Annotated in this window: 15 protein-coding genes; 12 read left to right on the top strand and 3 right to left on the bottom strand. The window is 72.7% G+C overall.

Annotated features, from left to right (window positions below):
• The first annotated feature begins 124 nt into the window (after positions 1-124).
• A complete protein-coding gene (locus ACIRPH_RS15015) occupies positions 125-934 on the top strand; it encodes a carbon-nitrogen hydrolase family protein (RefSeq protein WP_402914231.1) in 810 nt (269 codons plus the stop codon).
• A gap of 240 nt (positions 935-1,174) precedes the next feature.
• On the top strand, positions 1,175-1,420 hold the full coding sequence (locus tag ACIRPH_RS15020) for a hypothetical protein (RefSeq protein WP_402914233.1): 246 nt from the start codon (positions 1,175-1,177) through the stop codon (positions 1,418-1,420).
• A 241-nt stretch (positions 1,421-1,661) separates the two neighbouring features.
• Here ACIRPH_RS15020 and ACIRPH_RS15025 read toward each other — a convergent pair whose 3' ends face one another.
• On the bottom strand, positions 1,662-3,170 hold the full coding sequence (locus ACIRPH_RS15025; protein ID WP_402914235.1) for a CoA-acylating methylmalonate-semialdehyde dehydrogenase: 1,509 nt from the start codon (positions 3,168-3,170) through the stop codon (positions 1,662-1,664).
• Between the two features lie 137 nt (positions 3,171-3,307).
• Positions 3,308-4,594: an aspartate aminotransferase family protein gene (locus tag ACIRPH_RS15030; RefSeq protein ID WP_402914237.1), complete on the bottom strand. Its 1,287-nt coding sequence runs from the start codon at positions 4,592-4,594 to the stop codon at positions 3,308-3,310.
• A gap of 194 nt (positions 4,595-4,788) precedes the next feature.
• On the opposite strand from ACIRPH_RS15030, the gene ACIRPH_RS15035 reads away from it, so the two are divergent.
• Complete coding sequence (locus tag ACIRPH_RS15035) at positions 4,789-6,396, top strand: PucR family transcriptional regulator (RefSeq protein WP_402914238.1); 1,608 nt, start codon at positions 4,789-4,791, stop codon at positions 6,394-6,396.
• Positions 6,397-6,572: 176 nt separating this feature from the next.
• Here the strand turns inward: ACIRPH_RS15035 and gabT are convergent, their stop codons facing one another.
• Entirely contained in the window at positions 6,573-7,910 is a 1,338-nt protein-coding gene (gene gabT / locus ACIRPH_RS15040) for a 4-aminobutyrate--2-oxoglutarate transaminase (protein ID WP_402914240.1), read from the bottom strand.
• 188 nt (positions 7,911-8,098) lie between these two features.
• Here gabT and ACIRPH_RS15045 point away from each other — a divergent pair, with 188 nt between their 5' ends.
• From ACIRPH_RS15045 to ACIRPH_RS15085, 9 genes are all read left to right on the top strand, one after another.
• Positions 8,099-9,553 carry a PucR family transcriptional regulator gene (locus ACIRPH_RS15045; protein WP_402914243.1) on the top strand — a complete coding sequence of 485 codons (1,455 nt, stop codon included), beginning with the start codon at positions 8,099-8,101 and terminating at the stop codon, positions 9,551-9,553.
• Positions 9,554-9,686: 133 nt separating this feature from the next.
• Positions 9,687-12,809 carry a DNA helicase gene (locus ACIRPH_RS15050; RefSeq protein ID WP_402914245.1) on the top strand — a complete coding sequence of 1,041 codons (3,123 nt, stop codon included), beginning with the start codon at positions 9,687-9,689 and terminating at the stop codon, positions 12,807-12,809.
• Between the two features lie 100 nt (positions 12,810-12,909).
• Complete coding sequence (locus ACIRPH_RS15055) at positions 12,910-13,791, top strand: Fpg/Nei family DNA glycosylase (RefSeq protein WP_402914248.1); 882 nt, start codon at positions 12,910-12,912, stop codon at positions 13,789-13,791.
• Between the two features lie 119 nt (positions 13,792-13,910).
• Complete coding sequence (locus ACIRPH_RS15060; protein WP_402914250.1) at positions 13,911-14,930, top strand: LacI family DNA-binding transcriptional regulator; 1,020 nt, start codon at positions 13,911-13,913, stop codon at positions 14,928-14,930.
• A 280-nt stretch (positions 14,931-15,210) separates the two neighbouring features.
• Entirely contained in the window at positions 15,211-16,917 is a 1,707-nt protein-coding gene (locus ACIRPH_RS15065) for an ABC transporter substrate-binding protein (RefSeq protein ID WP_402914252.1), read from the top strand.
• A gap of 183 nt (positions 16,918-17,100) precedes the next feature.
• Positions 17,101-18,096 (top strand): ABC transporter permease, encoded by a 996-nt coding sequence (locus tag ACIRPH_RS15070; RefSeq protein ID WP_402914254.1) that lies wholly within the window; start codon positions 17,101-17,103, stop codon positions 18,094-18,096.
• Complete coding sequence (locus ACIRPH_RS15075; protein WP_402914257.1) at positions 18,093-18,995, top strand: ABC transporter permease; 903 nt, start codon at positions 18,093-18,095, stop codon at positions 18,993-18,995. The genes ACIRPH_RS15070 and ACIRPH_RS15075 overlap by 4 nt, the downstream gene beginning before the upstream one ends.
• Positions 18,995-19,945, top strand: coding sequence for an ABC transporter ATP-binding protein (locus ACIRPH_RS15080; RefSeq protein ID WP_402914259.1), 951 nt, complete (start codon positions 18,995-18,997; stop codon positions 19,943-19,945). The genes ACIRPH_RS15075 and ACIRPH_RS15080 overlap by 1 nt, the downstream gene beginning before the upstream one ends.
• 8 nt (positions 19,946-19,953) lie before the next feature.
• The gene (locus tag ACIRPH_RS15085; protein ID WP_402914262.1) at positions 19,954-20,862 is read left to right on the top strand and encodes an ABC transporter ATP-binding protein; all 909 of its coding nucleotides are present in this window, start codon (positions 19,954-19,956) and stop codon (positions 20,860-20,862) included.
• Positions 20,863-20,918: the final 56 nt, after the last annotated feature.

Below are 20,918 nucleotides of genomic sequence, written 5' to 3' on the forward strand. Positions count from 1 at the left end.
CCGCCCGCCGGGACGGGCCGCCGCGCCCGCACGCGTCCGCCACCGGCCGGGGACGGGAGGGGACGCGGCCGTACACTCGGGGCACGGCGTCCCAGGGCGCCCCTACAACCACGAGGAGAGGTCCATGGTGCAGGTCGCGGTCGCCCAGTTCGCCCCCGGGAGGGACAAGGCGGAGAACCAGCGCTCGGTGGCGCGGCTGACCGCGCGCGCCGCCGCGGAGGGGGCGCGCGTGGTCCTGTTCCCCGAGTACGCGATGTTCACGGCGTCGCGCATGGACCACCGCTACGTCGAGGCGGCCGAGCCCCTGGACGGCCCCTTCGTCGCCTCGGCCGCGGACACCGCCCGCCGGGAGGGCGTGCACGTCGTCCTGGGCGTCAACGAGGCGGGGGAGGACGCGGGGCGTTTCACGAACACCCTGGTGGCCCTCTCGCCGGGCGGGGACCGGGTGGCGCACTACCGCAAGATCCACCTGTACGACGCGTTCGGCGTGAGGGAGTCGGACGTGCTGAGGCCCGGGCCCGTCGAGGAGCCGGAGACCTTCGCCGTGGACGGCGTGGTGTTCGGACTCCAGACCTGCTATGACCTGCGCTTTCCCGAGGTGACGCGGCGGATCGTCGACGCGGGGGCGCACGTGGTGCTGCTGGCGGCGCAGTGGGTCCCCGGCCCGCTGAAGGAGGAGCACTGGCGGACGCTGGCCCGCGCCCGTGCCATCGAGAACACCGTGTACGTCGCGGCGTCCGGCCAGGCGGCCCCGACGGGGTCGGGCAACAGCATGGTGGTCGACCCGATGGGGACCCCGGTCGCGGCCCTGGGGGAGCAGCCCTTCGCGGTCGCCACGGCCCAGGTTTCGGCCGACAGGGTCGAGGAAGTGCGGAAGGTCAATCCCGCGCTGTCACTGCGCCGTTTCTCGGTCTGCGAGCGTCCTTCGAGCTGAAGGACACGCTGTCAGTCCGTTGTAGATATCAGACAAAGGGTATGAACATGCAGTTGATGGCAGGGGTCTTCCCAGGCTTGATCACTTAGGGTTATGATCTCCCTGCACGGAGTGATTTAGTTCGGTCCGGACCCTTCCAGGCGCCCAGCGCTTCTGATTCAATAAAGAGCCGGTAACTATCGGCCCGCCAGACTGTCCTAAACCACGGGGGGAGCAAGGACATTGCGCGGAACGAGCACGATGTGCGATCCAGACACGCTGCCTGACGACTCACACGACACCTACGTCTACGACCCGGGAGCGCTGAGCGGGGCGCAGTGCATGGGGGATGCCTGCGTCGTCTGCCACGCCAAGTGGCCGCGGCCCCGGAAGGTCCTCGGGGAGCTTCCGGACGGAAGCCGCGTCTTCGGTTGTGACGAGTGCGCGGGGATCATCGGCGTCGATTCGGGGATACCCGCCGGTGAACGGCTGTTCGCGGTGCGGTAGGAGCGGCAGGACGGTCGCGCTCCGGGTCCAGGGGGAGAGACGGACCCGGAGCGCTTCCGCTGACGCGCCCGCTTCCATCGGGGAGGAGGGGAAATGAGCGCGTCTATCCCGGATGGTCTCCTGTGACGGCCGACGCCGCCGAACACGCCCCGTGAGGGGCGTCCGGGGACAACGATACTCCGTGTCGTCCCCCGTCGACCGTCAGTGAGAGACATCCGTCCGGTATTTCCCCGAACTCGGACTAGCCGTTGGTGGGGAACCCCAGGTCGACGCCGCCGGAGGGCCGCCGCCCCGGGTCCGTCCAGCGCGCCGTGACCGCCTTGGTGCGGGTGTAGAAGTGGACACCCTCCGTGCCGTGCGCGTGGGAGTCGCCGAAGAGCGACTGCTTCCATCCGCCGAACGAGTAGTAGGCCACCGGCACGGGGATCGGGACGTTGATCCCGACCATGCCGACCTGGACCTCGTTCTGGAACCGGCGCGCGGCGCCGCCGTCGTTGGTGAAGATCGCGGTGCCGTTGCCGTACGGGTTGGCGTTGACCAGCCGCACCGCCTCGTCGTAGTCGCCCACGCGCAGCACGCTCAGCACCGGGCCGAAGATCTCGTCCCGGTAGCAGGCCATCTCCGGGCCGACGTGGTCGAGCAGCGAGGGGCCCAGCCAGAAGCCGTCGGGATCCCCGTCCGGGACCGGGTGCGCCCGGCCGTCGATCGCCAGGGTCGCGCCCTCGCGGACCCCCGACTCCAGGTACGAGGCGACCTTGTCGCGGTGCTCCCGCGTGACCAGCGGGCCCATGTCGCTGCGGTCGTCGTCGCCGGGGCCGACCCTCAGCCGGGACACCCGGTCGCGGATCCTCTCGACGAGCCCGTCCGCCACGGAGTCGACCACGGCCACCGCCGAGACGGCCATGCAGCGCTCGCCCGCCGAGCCGAAACCGGCCGACACCGCCGAGTCCGCCGCCAGGTCCAGGTCGGCGTCGGGCAGCACCACCATGTGGTTCTTGGCCCCGCCCAGCGCCTGCACGCGCTTGCCGTGCTCGGCGGCGGTCCGGTAGACGTACCGGGCGATCGGGGTGGAGCCCACGAAGCTGACCGCGGCCACGTCGGGGTGCTCCAGGACGGCGTCCACCGCCTCCTTGTCGCCGTGCACGACGTTGAACACCCCGGCGGGCAGCCCCGCCTCGGCCCACAGCCCGGCCAGCAGCACGGACGCCGAGGGGTCCTTCTCGCTGGGCTTGAGCACGAACGTGTTGCCGCAGGCGATGGCGATCGGGAACATCCACATCGGCACCATGGCCGGGAAGTTGAACGGGGTGATCCCGGCGACCACGCCGAGCGGCTGGAGGATCGAGTAGGAGTCCACCCCGGTGGACACGTTCTCGGAGTAGCCGCCCTTGAGCAGGTGCGGGATGCCGCAGGCGAAGTCCACGACCTCCAGGCCCCGGGCCACCTCGCCCCGGGCGTCGGAGAGCACCTTGCCGTGCTCGGCGCCGATCACCTCCGCGAGGCGGTCCTGGTCGCGGGCGAGGAGCTCGCGGAAACGGAACAGCACCTGCACGCGCCGGGAGAGCGAGGTGTCCCGCCATCCCGGGAAGGCCGCCCGCGCGGCGGCGACCGCCGCGCCGACCTCCTCGGCCCCGGCCAGGTCGACCGTGCCCGAGACCCGTCCGGACGCCGGGTCGTGGATGTCGCCCCGCCGCCCGGCGGTCCCCTCGTGGGCGCGCCCGCCGATCCAGTGGGTGACGTGCTTGCTCATGTGATCCCTCTCCTCGTCCACAGGCGTTGTCCACAGCTGCGGGGGCGCGGGCGTGCGCGGAGGGGGCGGGGGAATCCCCTGCATGGGGGACTCACAGTCACACCGGCCCCTCCGGCACACCGGGCCCCGCAGGGGCCTCAGGCCCCGTCGTTCACGGCGTGTACCGCGTCCAGCAGCACGTCGCGGCCCTCCACGGCCTCCTCCTGCGACAGCGTCAGGGGCGGGGCCATCCGCAGCACGTTGCCGTGCACGCCCCCCTTGCCCACGAGCAGCCCCCGCTCCCGGGTCTCCTCCTGGACCCGTGCGGCCAGGGCCGGCGCCGGCGCACCCGTGGCCGGGTCGGACATCTCCACGGCGAACATCAGCCCCTTGCCGCGCACGTCCCTCACGCTCGGCAGGGCGGTCAGCGCCTTCAGCCCCTCCATGATCAGGGAGCCCTGACGCCGCGCGTTCCCCTGGAGGTCGTGCTCCAGCACGTAGTCCAGGGTCGCCCCCGCGGCCGCCATCGCCACCGGGTTGCCGCCGAACGTGGCCACGCCCAGCGCGCCCAGCCGGTCCATCAGGTCGCCGCGGGCCACGACCCCGCCCACCGCGAAGCCGTTGCCCAGCCCCTTGGCGAAGGTCATGGCGTCCGGGGTCACCCCGTGGTTGCCGATGCCGAAGAAGCTCGTCCCCGTCCGGCCCCACCCCGTCTGCACCTCGTCGGACACGAACAGGATGCCGTGCTCGTCCAGCACCTCCTTGTACGCGGCGTACAGGCCGTCCGGCGGCATCGCGAACCCGCCCACGCCCTGGATCGGCTCGGCGATCAGGCAGGCCACGCCGGGCGCGGCCGTGTCCAGGACGTCGCGCAGGTCGGCGACGCACGCCTCGACGTACTCGCGGTCCGACATCCCGCGGAAGGCGGGAGCGGCGTGGTCGGTGCCGTGCAGGTAGTGCACGTTCAGCGGCGACAGGGAGGAGTTCTTCCACGCACGGTTGCCGGTCACCGCCACGGTGCCGAAGGAGCGCCCGTGGTAGCTGCCGCGCATCGCCAGCACCTCGTCGCTCCCCCGCGCGAACGTGGCCAGCAGCAGGGCGGTCTCGTTGGCCTCGGTGCCCGAGTTGGTGAAGAAGACCTTGGCGTCCGGGATGCCCGACAGGCCGGCGATCCTCTCCGCCAGCTCGACCTGGTTGCGGATCAGGTACAGCGTGGAGGTGTGCACGACCCCCTTGGCGATCTGGCGCTCGACCGCCTCCCGGACCTCGGCCACGTCGTAGCCGAGCATGTTGGTCACGATGCCGGTGAAGAAGTCCAGGTACGTGTTGCCGTCGGCGTCCGTGACACGGGCGCCCTTGCCGCTGGTGATCTCCAGCGGGGAGTCGTAGTAGAGGGGCAGCCACGAGGGCATGACCGCGCGGTGGCGCGAGAGAAGTTCCGACATGGCTCCAGTCTCGCCCGGACCCACCCGGATGGCCAGGATCACCGTGTTGACGACATGGTGGCCGGGTTTACGCTCTGTCAAGCGCGGTCGGCGGCGCCCCGACCCGGGGGCTCGGGCCCTCGCCGGGAACACAGTGTAAGGAACGGCAGCCCCGTGCCGACACTGCGTAGGCGGCGGTCTCCTAGACTGGGCCGGTGCTCCCCACCCTCGCCGAGGTCCTCCGCCTCCCCGCCCTGCGACGCGCCCGCCCCCGGGTCGTGGTCGGGTCCGAACTGCTCGACCACGTGGCCGTGCGCTGGGTCCACATCGCCGAGGTCACCGACCTCGCCCACCTGCTCCGGGGCGGTGAGCTGGTGCTCAGCACCGGCATCGCCCTGCCCGACGACCCCGAGGCGCTCCGCCGCTACATCGACGACCTCGCCGCCGTGGGCGTCAGCGGCATCGCGGTGGAGCTCGGGCGCAAGTACCACGCCGAGCTGCCCCCCGCCTTCCTCGACGCCGCCCGCGACGCCGGTGTGCCGGTCGTCCTGCTGGACCGCGAGGCCAGGTTCGTCGAGATCACCGAGGCCGTGCACATCCGCGTCGTGAACGAGCAGCTGGAGGAGCTGCGCGAGTCCGAGAAGCTGCACTCGGTGTTCACACAGCTGTCGGTGGAGGGCGCGGACGCCGGCCGCATCCTGCGCGAGGTGGCCCAGCTGTCCGGCTGCCCCGTGGTCCTGGAGAACCTCACCCACCAGGTGCTGGCCTGCGACCTCAACGGCGAGGACCCCGGCACCCTGCTCACCTCCTGGGAGAGCCGCTCGCGCGCCGTCCGCTCGGGTTCGCGCACGGTCCACGTGCCCGCCACCGGGTGGCTGGTCACCATGGTCGGGGCGCGCGGACAGGACTGGGGGAGGCTGATCCTCGTCGCCGGGGCCGGCCCCACCCCGCGCCAGAGCATGCTCATCGAACGCGCCGCCACCACCCTGGCCCTGGGCCGGCTGCTCGAACGCCACCAGGAGAGCCTGGAGCGGCAGACGCACCGGACGATCATCGCGGGCATCATCGACCGCGCCTACTCCGACCCGGAGGAGGCGCTGGTCCGGGCCCGGGCCGTGGGCGTCCCCCTCAACGGCCGCGAACTCGTGGGCGTGGTGCTGCGCCTGCGCGAGAGCGGGACCGGCCTCGCCGCCCAGGCACGGCTGTCCGACACGGCGGAGGGGGCCGCGCGCGCGTGCCGCGAACTGCGCCTGCCCGCCCTGGTCGGATCGCTGGACGACCTGCGCGTGGGGATCCTGCTCGCGCTGCCCGGCAGGCAGCGGCTCGACCCGACCCTGTCCATGCTCTCCGAGCGGGTGCGGGGCGCGATCGGGGACGCGGCCGTGCTGGCCGTCGGCTCCTCCGTCGACGGCATCCGGGAGGTGCGGCGCTCCTTCCTGGAGGCGCGCCAGGTCGGGGACGTGGCCGTCCGCCGGAGCGACGACCGGCCCTACTACCGGCTGCCCGACCTCCACCTGCGCGGACTGCTCCACCTGTTCCGGGACGACGAGCGGTTGCAGACCTACGTCGAACGCGAGCTGGGGCCCCTCCTGGACCACGACGCCCGGCACGGGAGCGACCTCACCGACATGCTCCGCCACTACCTCGGAGCCGGCCGCAACAAGGCGCTGGCGGCGAACCGCGCCCACTTGTCCCGCCCCGCGTTCTACGACCGGCTGCGGCGCGTCTCCCACGTCCTCGAAGCGGACCTGGACTCGGTGGAGACCTGCGTGTCCCTGCACGTGGCGCTCCTGTCCCTGGACTCGGTGCGCGACGAGCACTGAGGCCTCCGCGGTCGCGGGGCCCGCTGTCCCGGCACCGCGCGCGGCCCCGCGCCTCCGCGCCGCCGACACCGCGGCCGCACCCGGACGTTCCCGCGTCCGGGGCCGCGCGGGCCGACCCGCCCGGGGAACGCGGCGGCGCCGGGCCCCGGCGGGTGCCCGGCGCCGTCGGGGACCGGTCAGAGGCGGTCGAACGCCTCGGCCAGGATGTCCAGGCCCTCGTGCAGGAGGTCGTCGCCGATGACCAGCGGAGGCAGCATGCGGATCACGTTGCCGTAGGTGCCCGCGCTCAGCAGGATCAGCCCCTGGGAGTGGCAGTGCGCCAGGACCTTGGCGAGCGCCTCGGGGGCGGGGGACTTGTCCTCGCCCGCGACCAGCTCGATCGCGATCATCGCGCCGCGGCCGCGCACGTCGCCGATCACGTCGTGCCGGGAGGCCAGCTCGCGCAGGCGCCCCAGCATCAGCTCGCCGATCTCCCGGGCGCGCCCGACCAGGTCGTCGGACCCGATCGCGTCGAGCGCCGCCAGCGCCGCCGCGCACGCGGCGGGGTTGCCGCCGTAGGTGCCGCCGAGGCCCCCGCCGTGCACGGCGTCCATGAGCTCGGCGCGGCCGGTCACCGCGGCCAGCGGGAGGCCGCCCGCGATGCCCTTGGCCGTCGTGATCAGGTCCGGGACGACGCCCTCGTGATCGCAGGCGAACATGTCGCCGGTGCGCGCGAAGCCGGTCTGCACCTCGTCCGCGACGAACACGATCCCGTTGGCGCGGCAGAACTCGGCCACCGCGGGCAGGAAGCCCGGCGCGGGCTCGATGAAACCGCCCTCGCCCTGGATCGGCTCGATCACCACGGCCGCGACGTTGCGGGCGCCGATCTGCTTGGTGATCTGGTCGACGACCATGGCGGCGGCCTCGGGCCCGCAGTTCTCCGGGCCGGTCGGCCAGCGGTACGGGTAGGCCATGGGCATGCGGTGGATCTCGCCCGCGAACGGCCCGAAGCCCTGCTTGTAGGGCATGTTCTTCGCGGTCAGCCCCATGGTGAGGTTGGTACGGCCGTGGTAGGCGTGGTCGAACACCACGACGGCCTGGCGGCCGGTCGCGCTGCGGGCGATCTTCACGGCGTTCTCGACGGCCTCGGCCCCGGAGTTGAGGAGGACGGACCGCTTCTCGTGGTCCCCCGGGGTGATCCGGTTCAGGGCCTCGCACACGTCCACGTACGCCTCGTACGGGTTCACCATGAAACACGTGTGGGTGAACCGTGAGAGCTGCTCGGCGGCGCGCTCCACCACACGGGGGTCGGCGTTGCCGACGTTGGTCACGGCGATGCCGGACCCGAAGTCGATGAGGGCGTTGCCGTCGACGTCCTCGACGATGCCGCCGCCCGCGCGCTCGACGTAGACGGGCAGGACGCTGCCGACGCCCTGGGCGACGGCCGAGCTGCGGCGCTCCTGGATGGCGCGGGACTTGGGACCGGGGATCTCGGTGACGATCCGGCGGGACTGGACGACCTGGGTCGCTGCCATGCGGCTGCCTCCTTCTGCGGTGGGCACGGGGCGGGACGGATGCGGGACCGCCGGGGGTGGGCTCCCCGACTCGCCCGACACTAGGACGACCGGCGCGGAGCGTGCATGGACACAGTGGATAATCGATGGAGGGCCTTGCGCCACCGCGGCGGGGTTCGGACGACGGACACGTCTGGAGGGAGACCGGGATGCCCCCGACTCTGGGAGCCCTGCTGCGGACGCCGCACCTGCGGTTGAGCCTGCTCGCGGGACAGGAGAACCAGGACCGGCGCGTGGAGTGGGTCGCCGTCAGCGAACTGGAGGACCCGACCCCCTACCTGGAGGGCGGCGAGCTCCTCCTCACCACCGGCGTGCGCTGGGCGGGCGGGGTCCCCGACCTGCGCGACTACACGCGGCGCCTGGCCGAGCGCAGGATCACCGCGCTGGGCTTCGCCGTCGGCGTGGTCCTGGAGGAGACCCCCGAGCAGCTCCGAGGGGCCGCGGACGAGTACGGGCTCGCCCTGGTCGAGGTCGGCAGGGAGACCCCCTTCATCGCGGTCGGCAAGGAGGTCTCCCGCCTCCTGGCCAAGGAGGAGTACGAGGGCCTCAGCCGGGCCTTCGCCGCACAGCGAGGGCTCACCCGCGCCGCCCTCACGGGGGCTCCGGCGATCGTGGACCTCCTGGCCCGCGACCTCGGGGCCTGGGTGCTGCTGCTGTCCGCGGACGGCTCGGTCCGCCACGCGGCGCCCGCGTCGGCGGCCGGACGCGCGGCGGGCCTGGGGCCCGAGCTCGACCGGCTGCGGGACGCGGGCATGCGCGCCAGCGTGTCCCTGACCTCCGTCGGGGAGCAGGTGTCCGCCCAACCCCTGGCGACGGGCCGCCAGGTCCGCGGCTTCCTGGTCGTGGGCGCCGGCGGTGTGCTGGGCCCCGACGAGCGCACCCTCGTCAACGCCGCGGTGTCGCTGCTCTCCCTGGAACTGGAGCGTACCGCGCACAGCCGCACGGCGCAGGTGCACGAGGGCGTGCTCTCCGCCCTGCTCTCCGGGGCGCTGGACCCGCTCCACCCGGGGGCGGAGCGGCTGAGGGAGACACTGCCGGCCCCGCCGGTCGTGGTGGCCGCCGCCGGAGGGGTCGGTCCGGCGCACCCCCCCGAGGGGGTCCTGGTCACCGAGAGCGACGGGAACGCCCTTCTGCTGGCGGGCTCGGAGGTCGGCGAGGGCGTGCTCCGGGAGGTCCTGGAGGGGCCGGTGGGGGTGAGCGACCCGGTGGCCTACGGCGACCTCGCCACGGCGCTCTCCCAGGCGGAGCGCGCGCTGGAGGCCGCCGCCGCGCAGGGCCCCGAACAGCGGATCGTCCGCGTCGGCGACCTTCCCGGCGGGCTGCTCGGCCTGGCGGACAGCCCCGCCGGGGCGCGCATGGCCGGCGACCTGCTCGCGCCGCTCCTCCGGGAGCGGGCCGCCGCCGAGCTCCTCGCCTCGCTGCGCGCCTACCTCGCCGCGTCGGGCCGCTGGGACGCGGCCGCGGAGGCCCTCGGCGTCCACCGCCACACGCTGCGCTACCGGATGAACCGCATCCGCGAGCTCCTCCCCGGCGACCTGGACGACCCCGACCACCGCGCCGAGCTCTGGATCGCCCTCCGCCTCCGCGGCGTCCCCGGACGGTAGGTCCGGCGCCGCGCACGGTGAAAATCCGGCGGGTTCCCGCGTTCCCGGGATCCGGGGTTGCTCCATCCTCCACAATGGACCCCGATAGCAGCGTGTAACCGCTTGGTCACGCGAGCGGGGTGCGGGGGGCGACGTGAGGTCACTACGGGACGACGCGCAGGAGATCGACGAGGGGATCGGCCCGGGAAGGGTGACGGGGATCCCCGGCGCCGCCCCCGTCCACGGACCTGTCGGCCGGACGGGGGTCGGCGCCGCCTCGCTCCGCTGGAAGCCGCCCATCGACCGCTCCGAGGTGCGCTCCCTCCTCGCCTACCTGCGCGCCTGCGTGCGCCGCGAGGCCGTGCACACCCACGCCGTCAGAGCCGACAGCCTCGACTCCGACACCTGTGCCTGCCTTCCGGAGGGCCCCGAGGTCCTGTTCAGCGGGGCGGGGGAGACCCTCGCGCCCCACCCGGAGGCCGCCGGGGTCCTGCGCCTGGGACGGCGCCGGGGGCAGGCGCTGCGCTACGGGTACCCGCTCGTCGTCCTCCGCGAAGACGGGAACCGGGTCGCGCTGCCCCTGCTGACCGTCGACGTGCGGATCGTGGACGACCTCGACGAGAGCCGCCGCGAACCGGACGTGCCCCTGGTCAGGGCCGTGGGGCCGCCCGACGTCAACACCGGCCTCCTGACACGCCTGGGCATCACCGACCCCGAGGACCTGTTCGAGCTCCGCGCGCGGCTGAGGTCCGGCGCCCCCGACCCCGCGCACCGCCCCGCCGCGGTCGCCGACCTCGCCGCCAAGGTCCGGGGCCTCCTCGCCCGCCTGGAGATCGAGCGGGTCGACGACATCGACCCCCTCTCCACCCGGGGCGCCCCGCGCACCGTCGAGGCAGGGGCGCACAACGTCGCCGTGGTCTTCCTGGCCGGCCCCAGCGGGCAGGCCGAGGCCGAGGGCGCCGAACCCGGGACCGTCGAGGGCGTCCTCGCCGACCTCGACCCCTCCGACCGCGCCGGCCTCGACCCCGACGCCGTCACCGGGACCGCGCTGGAGCCCCTGCTCGGGCAGCCGTCCGCCGGGCGCGGGGCCGGGCCCGACACCGCCGACGCGCCGGGGCGGCTCTTCCGGGGGGGACGGGCCGCCGCCCGCCGCGCCGCCCGCGACACGGCGGAGGAGGACGGCGCGGACGACGCCACCGTCCCGGTCTCCGCCACCCCGCTCGACCAGGCCCAGTACGCGATCCTGCGCGCCGCCATGAGCGAGCAGATCACCGTGGCCGCCGCCCCGCCCGGGAGCGGCGCCCACGACCTGGTGGACGCCATCGTCCGCACCGCCGTCAGCAACGGCCAGCGCGTCCTGGTCTGCGGGAGGACGGAGACCGACATCGACGAGACGGCGGCCAGGGCCGACGCCTCTCCCGCCCACCCCGTGGTGCGCGTCGGCGGGCGGGGGCACCGCGCCGGAGAGGCCCGCATGCTCACCAGGCTCCTCGCCGAGCAGGCCGGCGGCCTCCCCGCTCCCGGCCCCGGCGCCGCCGGGGAGGACCCCGCCGCCCACTGGGCCGCCCTCGCCGAGGACTGGGCCCGGGTCCGCGGGGCCTGGAGGGACATGGACACCATGGCCTCCGGCGGGCACGCCCTCGCCCAGCTCGCGGAGGAGCGCGGACGCGGCATCGCCCGGGGCTGGGACCCCGACGCCCTCTTCACGCCCGAGCGCGGGGGGCCCGAGTACTGGCTGCACCGGGTCGAGCGCGCCCAGGCGGGCGGTTTCGTCGGCTTCCAGCACCGCGGCGCCATCCGCCGCGAACTGGGGGTCAGCACCGACCCCGACAACCTCGCCCGCCTGGGCGCGGTCGCCCGAATGGAGAGCGAGTGGCGCTCCGCCGTCGACCGGCGCACCCGCTGCGCGCCCCTGGGAGAGCTCACCTCCGAGCTGGCCGACGCCCTCACCCGGCACCGCAGGTCCAGCGCCGCCTGCCTGCGGTCCGTCTCCGGCCCCCGCCTGCGGCGCGGCCGGGCGGCCGTCGAGAACCGCCTGGAGACCCTCGGCTGGCACCACGGGAACGGGTGGCCCGGGGTCGCCAGCCTGTTGGACGCCCTGCCCGCGTGGACCTGCCGCACCGACCAGGTCAGGGCGCTGCCGCCGCAGGCGGGCCTGTTCGACCTGGTCGTCGTCCTCGGCGCGGAGCGCACCCGGGTCGCCGAGCTGCTGCCGGCGCTCTACCGGGCCGGCCGGGCCGTGGTGTTCGGGGACCCGGCGCACCCCGGGCCGACCACGGTCCTGGAGCCCGACGAGGAGCGCCGGGCCCTGGCCGCCGCGGGCCTGGCGCCCGACCAGCTGGACGCCCGCGGGCTGCGCCACGGGTCGGGTTCCGCGATGCGCGCCCTCCACCGGGCCGCACCGGCCGTGCTGTGGCTGGACGAGCACGAGGGCGCCCCGCCCCTGCTCGCCGGCGCCGCCTCCCGCCACTGCTACGGCGGCAGGCTCGTGGTGCGCACGAACCCCGACCCGCGCTGCGGTCCGCCGTTCGAGTGGCGCGACGTCGCCGGATCCTGTGAGGCGGCGCCGGGCGCGTCCTTCGTCAACCGCGACGAGGCGTACCGCGTGGCGGTGGTGGTCGGGGAGGTCGACGGCCGACTGCCCCCGGGGCGGGTGGTCGCGGTGGTCGCGCCGACACAGCCCCAGGTCGCCCTGATCCGCCGACTGCTGCGCCGACGCGTCCTGCTGCACGAGGTGAGGATCGGCGGTCCGGAACTCCTGGACGGCGACCGTGCCGCCGCGGACGTGACCGTGCTCTCACCGGTGCTCGCCGCGGGTGCGCCCGCGGCCGCCGAGCGCCGGGTCCGCGGCATGGGCCACCTGTGGTCCTCGGTGCTCACCCGGACCCGGCAGCTGCTCCTCGTGGTGGGCGACAGGGCGTACTGGTCGGGGGACGACGGCCCGCTGGGCGACCTGGAGGCCCTGGTCGCGGGCGCCTGCGTGGTCGGCGCGGACCCGGCCGCCACCGTGCTGGTGGAGGAGCTGCGTACCGTCGGCACGGGGGTCGCGCTCCAGCAGACCGTCGAGGGGTGGGCGGTCGACATGGTGGTCCGCTTCGGCTCGCGCCGCCTGCTGCTCCTGCTCGACCGCGAACCCGACGGCAGGGCGCTGCGCCACCTGCTGGCCAGGGGGGAGGCGCTCAACCGGGCGACCGGGGACCCCGTGGTGGTGGTTCCGGCCTGGCGCTGCCTCGCCGACCCCGGCTCCCTCGTCGGGGAGATCCTCGCCGCCTGCTGACCGGCCCCGGGCGGCGTGCGCGCCGCACTACCCTGGGACGGAAACGCCCGGAACCGGAGGATCCGAGTACCTGCCGGGCGGAGGGGAGAGGGGAACACCGGTGCCCGAGGGTCACACGCTGCACCGACTGGCGGCGCACTTCGAGAAGGCCTTCGGCGGCGGGACGGTCCGCGCCACCAGCCCCCAGGGCCGCTTCGCGGAGGGCGCCGCGCGGGTGGACGGCCGCGTCCTCACGGAGAGCGAGGCCCACGGCAAGCACCTCTTCCTCGGGTTCGACTCGGGCGAGTGGCTGCGGGTGCACCTGGGGCTGTACGGGGCGTGGACCTTCGGCGACGCGGACGGCGAACGCCATCTCGGCGCGCCCCGCTCGCGGGGCGCCGACCTCGCCCCCCTCGTCCGTGACGGGGACGGGCTGGTCGTGCCGCCCGCACCCGTCGGCGCGGTGCGCGCCCGGCTCGTCAACGCCTCCGGGTGGGCCGACCTGCGCGGCCCCTCCGCCTGCGAGGTCGTCACGGAGGACGAGAAGCAGGCCGTCCAGGACCGGCTCGGCCCCGACCCCCTGCGCGACGACGCCGACCCCGAACGGGCCTGGCGGACGGTCAGCCGGTCCAGGACCAGCATCGCTGCGCTGCTCATGCGCCAGGACGTCATCGCGGGGATCGGCAACATCTACCGGGCCGAGTCGCTCTTCAGGGCGGGGATCGACCCGGCGACGCCGGGCCGCGACCTGACCGCCGAGCAGTGGGCGGCGCTGTGGGAGGACCTCGCCGGCCTGCTCCGCGACGGGGTGCGCGACGGCTACATCATCACCACCCGCCCCGAGGACCGGCCCGATCCCGACGCGCGTCCCGTGCCCCGGCCGGACACGCTGTACGTCTGCTACCGGACCGGCGAGCCGTGCCGCGTGTGCTCCTCGCCCGTCGCCGCGTCCGAGCTGGCCGGACGCACCCTCTACTGGTGCCCGGGGTGTCAGCGGGGCTGACCCGCTCCCCGTCCCGGCCGTCGCGGGGATCTGGACGCCGACAGGCCATGCAGTACACTCCCTAGCCGTCTGCTTAACCGGTTCAGTTTCTGTGATCAGGGGGGCGAATGGGGGGGTTGATGCGGCGTCCGACGATCGTGGACATCGCCAAGGCCGCCGGGGTGTCCAAGGGGGCGGTCTCGTACGCGCTCAACGGGCGGCCCGGGGTCTCCGAGGAGACCCGTCGGCGCATCCTGGCGATCGCCAGCGACATGGGCTGGGCCCCGAGCAGCCCCGCGCGGGCGCTCTCGCCGGGCGGCCGGATAGGGGCGATCGGCCTGGTGGTCGACCGCCCGGCGCACTCGCTGGGGCTCGAACCCTTCTTCATGCAGCTGGTCTCCGGCATCGAGACGGAACTGGCCTCCTCCAACAACGACCTGCTCCTCCAGGTCACCGAGGACATGGGCGCCGAGACCGCGGCCTACCGGCGCTGGTCGGCGGAGCGCCGGGTCGACGGCGTGATCATGGTCGACCTGAGGGTGGACGACCCCCGGATCGGCCTGGTGGAGGGCCTGCCGCTGCCCGCGGTCGTCCTGGGCGGCCCCGAGGGGGCGGGCTCCCTCCCGTGCCTCTACACCGACGACTCCGTGGCCATGCGCGAGGTCGTCCACTACCTGGCGGCGCTGGGGCACCGGCGCATCGTGCGGGTGGCGGGCCCGGAGGAGTTCGTGCACACCAGGGCGAGGACCGCGGCGTTCCTGGACGCGGCGGAACAGGCGGGTCTGGCGGAGGCGTACTCGGTGCACGCCGACTACACCGGCGAGGCCGGGACGCGGACCACGCGCAGGCTGCTGGCACGGACGGACCGCCCGACCGCCCTGGTCTACGACAACGACCTCATGGCCGTGGCCGGCCTCGGCGTGGCGCGGGAGATGGGCGTCGGCGTGCCCTCCCAGCTGTCGATCGTGGCGTGGGACGACTCCGTCCTGTGCCGCCTGGTGCGGCCCTCGCTGACCGCCATCGCCCGCGACATCGTCTCCTACGGCCGTCTCGCGGCGGCCATGCTCGGCGAGGCGATCGAGGGCAGGCCGGTACGCAACCAGGAGACCTCGCGGGGCGAGCTGTACCCGCGGGCGAGCACGGGCCCCATGGGGGCGTGACGGTGCGGCTGGGCCGACCGCCGTCCGCCGGCCGGCGAACGCCTGTGCGGAACCGGTTCAGTAAGGGCGAATTTACTGACGTACCCGCATCTTCGCTGTTACAAGCGAATAACAGCGAAGTGTCGGGGATTGACGGCCTTCCCGTGGGCGTGTTGTTGTTAACCTCACTTACCCGGTTCAGCAACGGTCCTGTGCTCCCTCTGCTGGGAGCGCTCCCAACCCTCCGGTTCCCGGAGGGGCGCCCCCCCACAGGCCGACCGGGTGACAAGGAGGAGTCCGGATGAGAAGTCTGCGGATTCCGGCGGCACTCGCGGCACTGGCCATCACGGCCACTGCGTGCACGGGTGGCGGCGGGAACGAGGAGGGCTCCGGGTCGTACCCCCGGAGCGAGACGCTGTACACCACGGGTACGGCTTGGGGTCCGCCGGTCAGCTGGAACCCGCTCATGAAGGGCCAGTACGCGCCCGGCACGATCGGTCTGGCCTACGAGACGCTCTTCCTGTACGACCCCAACGAGGGCGAGTACGTCCCCTGGCTCGCGGAGAGCGACGAGTGGACCGCGGAGAACGTCCACGAGATCACCCTCCGCGAGGGGATCACCTGGTCGGACGGCGAGCCCCTGGTCGCCGAGGACGTCGTCGCCACCCTGGAGCTGGGCCAGTTCGGCTCCGTCTCCTACAGCAACATCTGGAACTTCATCGAGAGCGCCGAGGCCACCGACGAGCGCACGGTGACCGTCACCTTCGCGGAGAACCGCCCCCAGGAGTGGATGAACTGGGTCTACCTCAACCCGATCCTCCCCGCCCACATCTGGGCCGACATGGAGGAGACGGCGCTCACGGACAGCGCCAACGAGGACATCGTCGCCACCGGCCCCTACGTCTACGAGTCGCACACCGACGACCGGATGGTCTGGGAGCGCAACGACGAGTGGTGGGGCACCGAGGCGCTCGACCTGGAGATGCAGCCCCGCTACATCGTGGACATCGTCAACGCCTCCAACGAGGTGACGATGAACATGATCAACCAGGGGGACATCGACCTCTCGAACAACTTCCTCCCGGGGATCGACCAGGTCCTCAACAGCAACCCCAACGTCACCAGCTTCTACGACGGTCCGCCGTACATGAAGAGCGCGAACACCGCGTGGCTGGTCCCCAACGTCACGCGCGCGCCGCTCGACGACACGGCCTTCCGCCAGGCGCTGGCCCACGCCGTCGACATGGAGCAGATCATCTCCGGCCCCTACACGGACCTGGTCCAGGCGGCCAACCCGACGGGCCTGCTCCCCGAGTGGGACGAGTACATCGACCAGGAGCTGGTCGAGCAGGAGGGCTTCTCCTTCGACGCCGACGAGGCCGTCGCGATCCTCGAGGACGCCGGCTACATGGACGAGGACGGCGACGGCTACGTCGAGACGCCCGACGGCGAGCCCATCGCCCTCACCCTGGAGGTCCCCTCCGGCTGGACCGACTGGATGGAGGCGGCCCGCCTGATCGCGCAGCAGGCCCAGGCGGTCGGCATCAACGTCGAGGCCCAGTTCCCCGAAGAGGACCTGCTGGTCGAGAACCGCAACTCCGGTGAGTTCGACCTGGTGATCAACAACGAGCGCCAGATGAGCAACACGCCGTGGACCTACTACGACTACCTCTTCCAGCTGCCCATCAACGAGCAGCAGACCACCGTCAACTTCGGGCGGTACGAGAACGAGGAGGTCTGGCAGCTCGTCGAGCAGCTGGCCGCCGTCCCCGCCGACGACGTCGAGGCCGCGGCCGAGATCACCTCGCAGATCCAGGAGATCCAGCTGGCCGAGCTCCCGGCCATCCCGCTCTGGTACAACGGCCTCTGGTCGCAGTCCACGAACGAGACCTGGACCAACTGGCCCAGCGAGCAGGAGGGCGCTCCGCAGAGCGCCGCCACGCTCTGGAACGGCTGGCTCGAGATGGGCGCCATCTACACCCTCGCGGAGATCGAACCGGTCGGCTAGGGGGCACGCGGACACCCCCCTCCGCGCACCCGTCGACCCCTCCCACCCCGGCCGGAGCACGGCGTACGCGCCCGGCCGGGGAGCCCCCGAGGGGCACGGGGCGGACCCCTTCCCCTTCCCGGGTCCGCCGCCGTGCCCCTCCGGGGACCCCCGCCTGTCCGCCGCCATCACCTGGAGGAACGTGTGTGGCGCTACATCGGCCGTAAGCTCTTCGTCTACCTGCTTACGTTCGTCATCGCGGTCACCATCAACTGGATGATCCCGCGCTTCATGCCGGGCGACCCCGTCCGCAGCATGCTCGCGCGGGCCTCGGTCGGCAACCCCGAGGCCCTCGAGCGCATGACCACCTACTACAACGAGGTCTTCGGCCTCGACACGCCGCTGTACCAGCAGTACCTCAGCTTCTGGGGCGGGCTGTTCCGGGGCGACCTGGGCGTCAGCGTGATGCTCTACCCCGAACCCGTCACCGACGTCATCATGCGCTCGGTGCCCTACACCCTGGCCGTGCTGCTCCCCGCGATCCTGCTCAGCTGGGTCGTCGGCAACCACTTCGGGGCCTTCGCCGCCCGCAGCAAGATCCTCGACAACACGATCCTGCCGCTCGGGTACGTCCTCACCGCCACGCCCTACATGTGGCTGGCCCTGCTGCTCGCCTGGAGCCTGGGCGTCGTCGCCGGGGTCTTCCCGGTCTCGGGCGGGTACAGCTTCTCCCTCCGGCCCGAGTTCACCTGGCTGTTCATCTCCGACCTGATCAGCCACTGGTTCCTGCCGTTCCTGTCCATGTTCGTCGTGGCGCTGGGCGGCTGGGCGATCGGCATGCGGAACATGATCATCTACGAGCTGGAGGCGGACTACTCGAACTACCTCCAGGCCCTCGGCGCGCCGCGCAGGCTGGTCCGCAAGTACGCCTTCCGCAACGCGATGCTGCCCCAGATCACCGGGCTCGCGGTGCAGCTGGGCACGATCATCGCCGGATCGCTGCTCACCGAGATCGTGTTCAACTACCCGGGCCTCGGCACCCTCATCATCCAGTCGCTGAACAGCCGGGACTTCTTCCTGCTCCAGGGGATCTTCCTGTTCGTGGTCGTCGGGGTGCTGATCGCCAACTTCATCATCGACATCGTGTACGTCCTGGTTGACCCGCGCACCCGGGTCCAGATGACGGGAGGCTCGTCATGACCAACGTCGCCGGGGCGCCCGGAGCCCAGTCCGCAGCCGAACCCGCGGCTCCGCGCAAGGGCTCCGAGACACTGCACTACGCCCGCCGCAACCCCAAGCTGCTCATCGGCCTGGGCATCGTCCTCGTGTTCCTCCTGCTCGGCCTCATCGGCCCCCTCTTCGTCGACCACGGGCCCAACGAGTACGTCGGCCCCCAGAGCCAGCCCCCCAGCGGCGAGTTCTGGCTGGGCACCACCTCCTTCGGCCAGGACATCTGGGCGCAGTTCGTGTTCGGGGTCCGCACCACGTTCCTCATCGGCGTGTTCGGCGGCGGCATCGCGTTCGTCATCGGCACGGCGGTCGGCTTCGTCGCCGGGTACAAGGGCGGGATCGTCGACGAGATCCTCAACATGCTCACGAACGTGGTCCTGGTCCTGCCCGCGATGGTCGTGCTGATCGTCGCGATCGCCTACCTGGACGCGCGCGGCGTGTTCGTGCAGGGCCTGTTCATCGGCCTCACCTCCTGGCCGTGGGCCGCGCGCGCGGTCCGCTCGCAGGCGCTGACGCTGGCCACCCGCGACTACGTGGACCTGGCCCGCCTCAGCGGCCGGCGCACGGGGAAGATCATCACCACCGAGATCGCCCCGAACATGAGCTCCTACCTGGTGATGTCCTTCATCCTGCTGTTCGGCGGCGCCATCCTCATCGCCGCGGGCCTGGACTTCATCGGGCTCGGCCCCTCGGACGGGGTGTCCCTCGGCCTGATGCTGGAGAGCGCCGTCGCGTGGAGCGCCCTCCAGTTCGGGATGTGGTGGTGGTTCGTTCCGCCGGGCCTCGGCATCACGGTGATCGTGAGCTCGCTGTACATCCTCAACGTCGGGTTGGACGAAGTCTTCAACCCCAAGCTGCGGGAGCTGTAATGACCCTGCGCGTCAACGACCTGAAGGTCTACTACCAGACCCTGCGCGGGGACGTCCACGCCCTCGACGGGGTCACGTTCGACCTCGCCGACGGCGAGATCATGGGCCTGGCGGGGGAGTCCGGCTGCGGCAAGACCACCCTCGGCAAGAGCCTGATCCGGCTGGACTCGCGGATGCGCCACGTCGGCGGCACCATCGACCTGGACGGCAAGGACGTGCCGATCGCGGACGACGACGCGATGGTGCCCCTCCGCTACAACGAGATCTCGCTCATCCCGCAGTACGCGATGAGCGCGCTCAACCCCACCCGCAAGATCGGGCGGATGATCAACGAGCTGCTGCGCTCGCGCGGCGTCCGTCCGGCCGACATCTCCCAGGAGCTCACCCGGCGCCTGGAGCTCGTCGGGCTCGACCCGGACGTGCTGAACCGGTTCCCGATCGAGCTGTCGGGCGGCATGAAGCAGCGCGTCGTCATGGTGATGGCCACGCTGCTCAACCCGTCGCTGCTCATCGCCGACGAGGTCACCTCCGCGCTGGACGTGTCCACGCAGCGGTCGGTCGCCGAGTCGCTCGTGGAGTTCCGCGACCGCGAGTACGTCAAGAGCATGGTGTTCGTGACCCACGACATCTCGCTCGTGTACCAGATGGCCGACACGATCATGGTGATGTACGCGGGCCGCATCGCGGAGAAGGCCCCCGCGAAGACCATCATCAACGCGCCGCGCCACCCCTACACCCAGATGCTCATCTCGGCTCTCCCCGAGGTCGGCTCGACCATGGAGCAGGGACGCCTGGAGGGCATCCCCGGGACGCCGCCCGGCCTGCTGAACCCGCCCACCGGCTGCCGGTTCAAGGACCGCTGCCCGATGGCCTTCTCCAAGTGCTCCGAACAGCCGCCGCTGCTGGAGATCGAACCCGGCCACTGGGCCGCCTGCTGGAAGACGGGGTGAGGTAGACCGTGCTGGAACTCAGCCATGTGCACAAGGTGTACCGGGTCGGCGCGTTCGGCGGCGGCCGCCTGCGCGCGGTGCGCGACGTCAGCCTGACGGTGGAGCCCGGCGAGGTCGTCTCGCTCATCGGTGAGAGCGGCAGCGGCAAGAGCACCCTCGGCAAGATGGTGCTCGGCCTGAGCAGGCCGACCGGCGGCACGATCACGTTCGACGGCACCGACATCACCACCATCCGGGGCCACGCCGCGCGCAAGGAGTACTACCGCAGGGTGCAGGGGGTCTTCCAGGACCCGTTCAGCTGCTTCAACCCGATCTTCAAGGCCGATCGCGTCTTCGAGATGATCAGGACCTCCTACTTCCCGGAGGTCTCGGACGCGGACTGGCGGGACCGGGTCCTGGCCGCGCTGGCCACGGTCCGACTGGACCCGGGCAACGTCCTGGGCAAGTACCCCCACCAGCTCAGCGGCGGCCAGTTGCAGCGGGTGCTGATCGCGCGGGCACTGCTCCTGGACATCAAGCTGCTGGTGGCCGACGAGATCATCAGCATGCTGGACGCGTCCACGCGCATCGACGTGCTCAACCTGCTCAGCGACCTCAAGGAGCGCGGGCTCGGCATCCTGTTCGTGACCCACGACCTGTCGCTCGGCAACTACGTCAGCGACAAGTCGGTGATCCTGCGCAAGGGCGCCGTCGCGGAGATGGGCCCCACGCTCAGGGTGTTCGAGAACCCCCTCCACCCGTACAGCCGCCACCTCCTCTCGTGCGTGCCGCAGCTGCACCGCACCTGGGCGGAGGTCGACGCGGAGCTGGCGGCGAACCCGCCGGAGGACGTCGTCCTCCCGGTGGCGGCGGACGAGGAGTCCGCTCCGCTGCTCGAGGTGGAGGAGGGCCACTTCGTCGGGATCGACCAGGGGTAGCCCGTGCGCGCCGCCACGCCGCCCCGGACCGGGAGGACCGGGGCGGTGCGCGTGGT

The organism is Nocardiopsis sp. NPDC101807 (genome assembly GCF_044766605.1).
GTDB classification, from domain to species: Bacteria; Actinomycetota; Actinomycetes; order Streptosporangiales; family Streptosporangiaceae; genus Nocardiopsis; species Nocardiopsis tropica.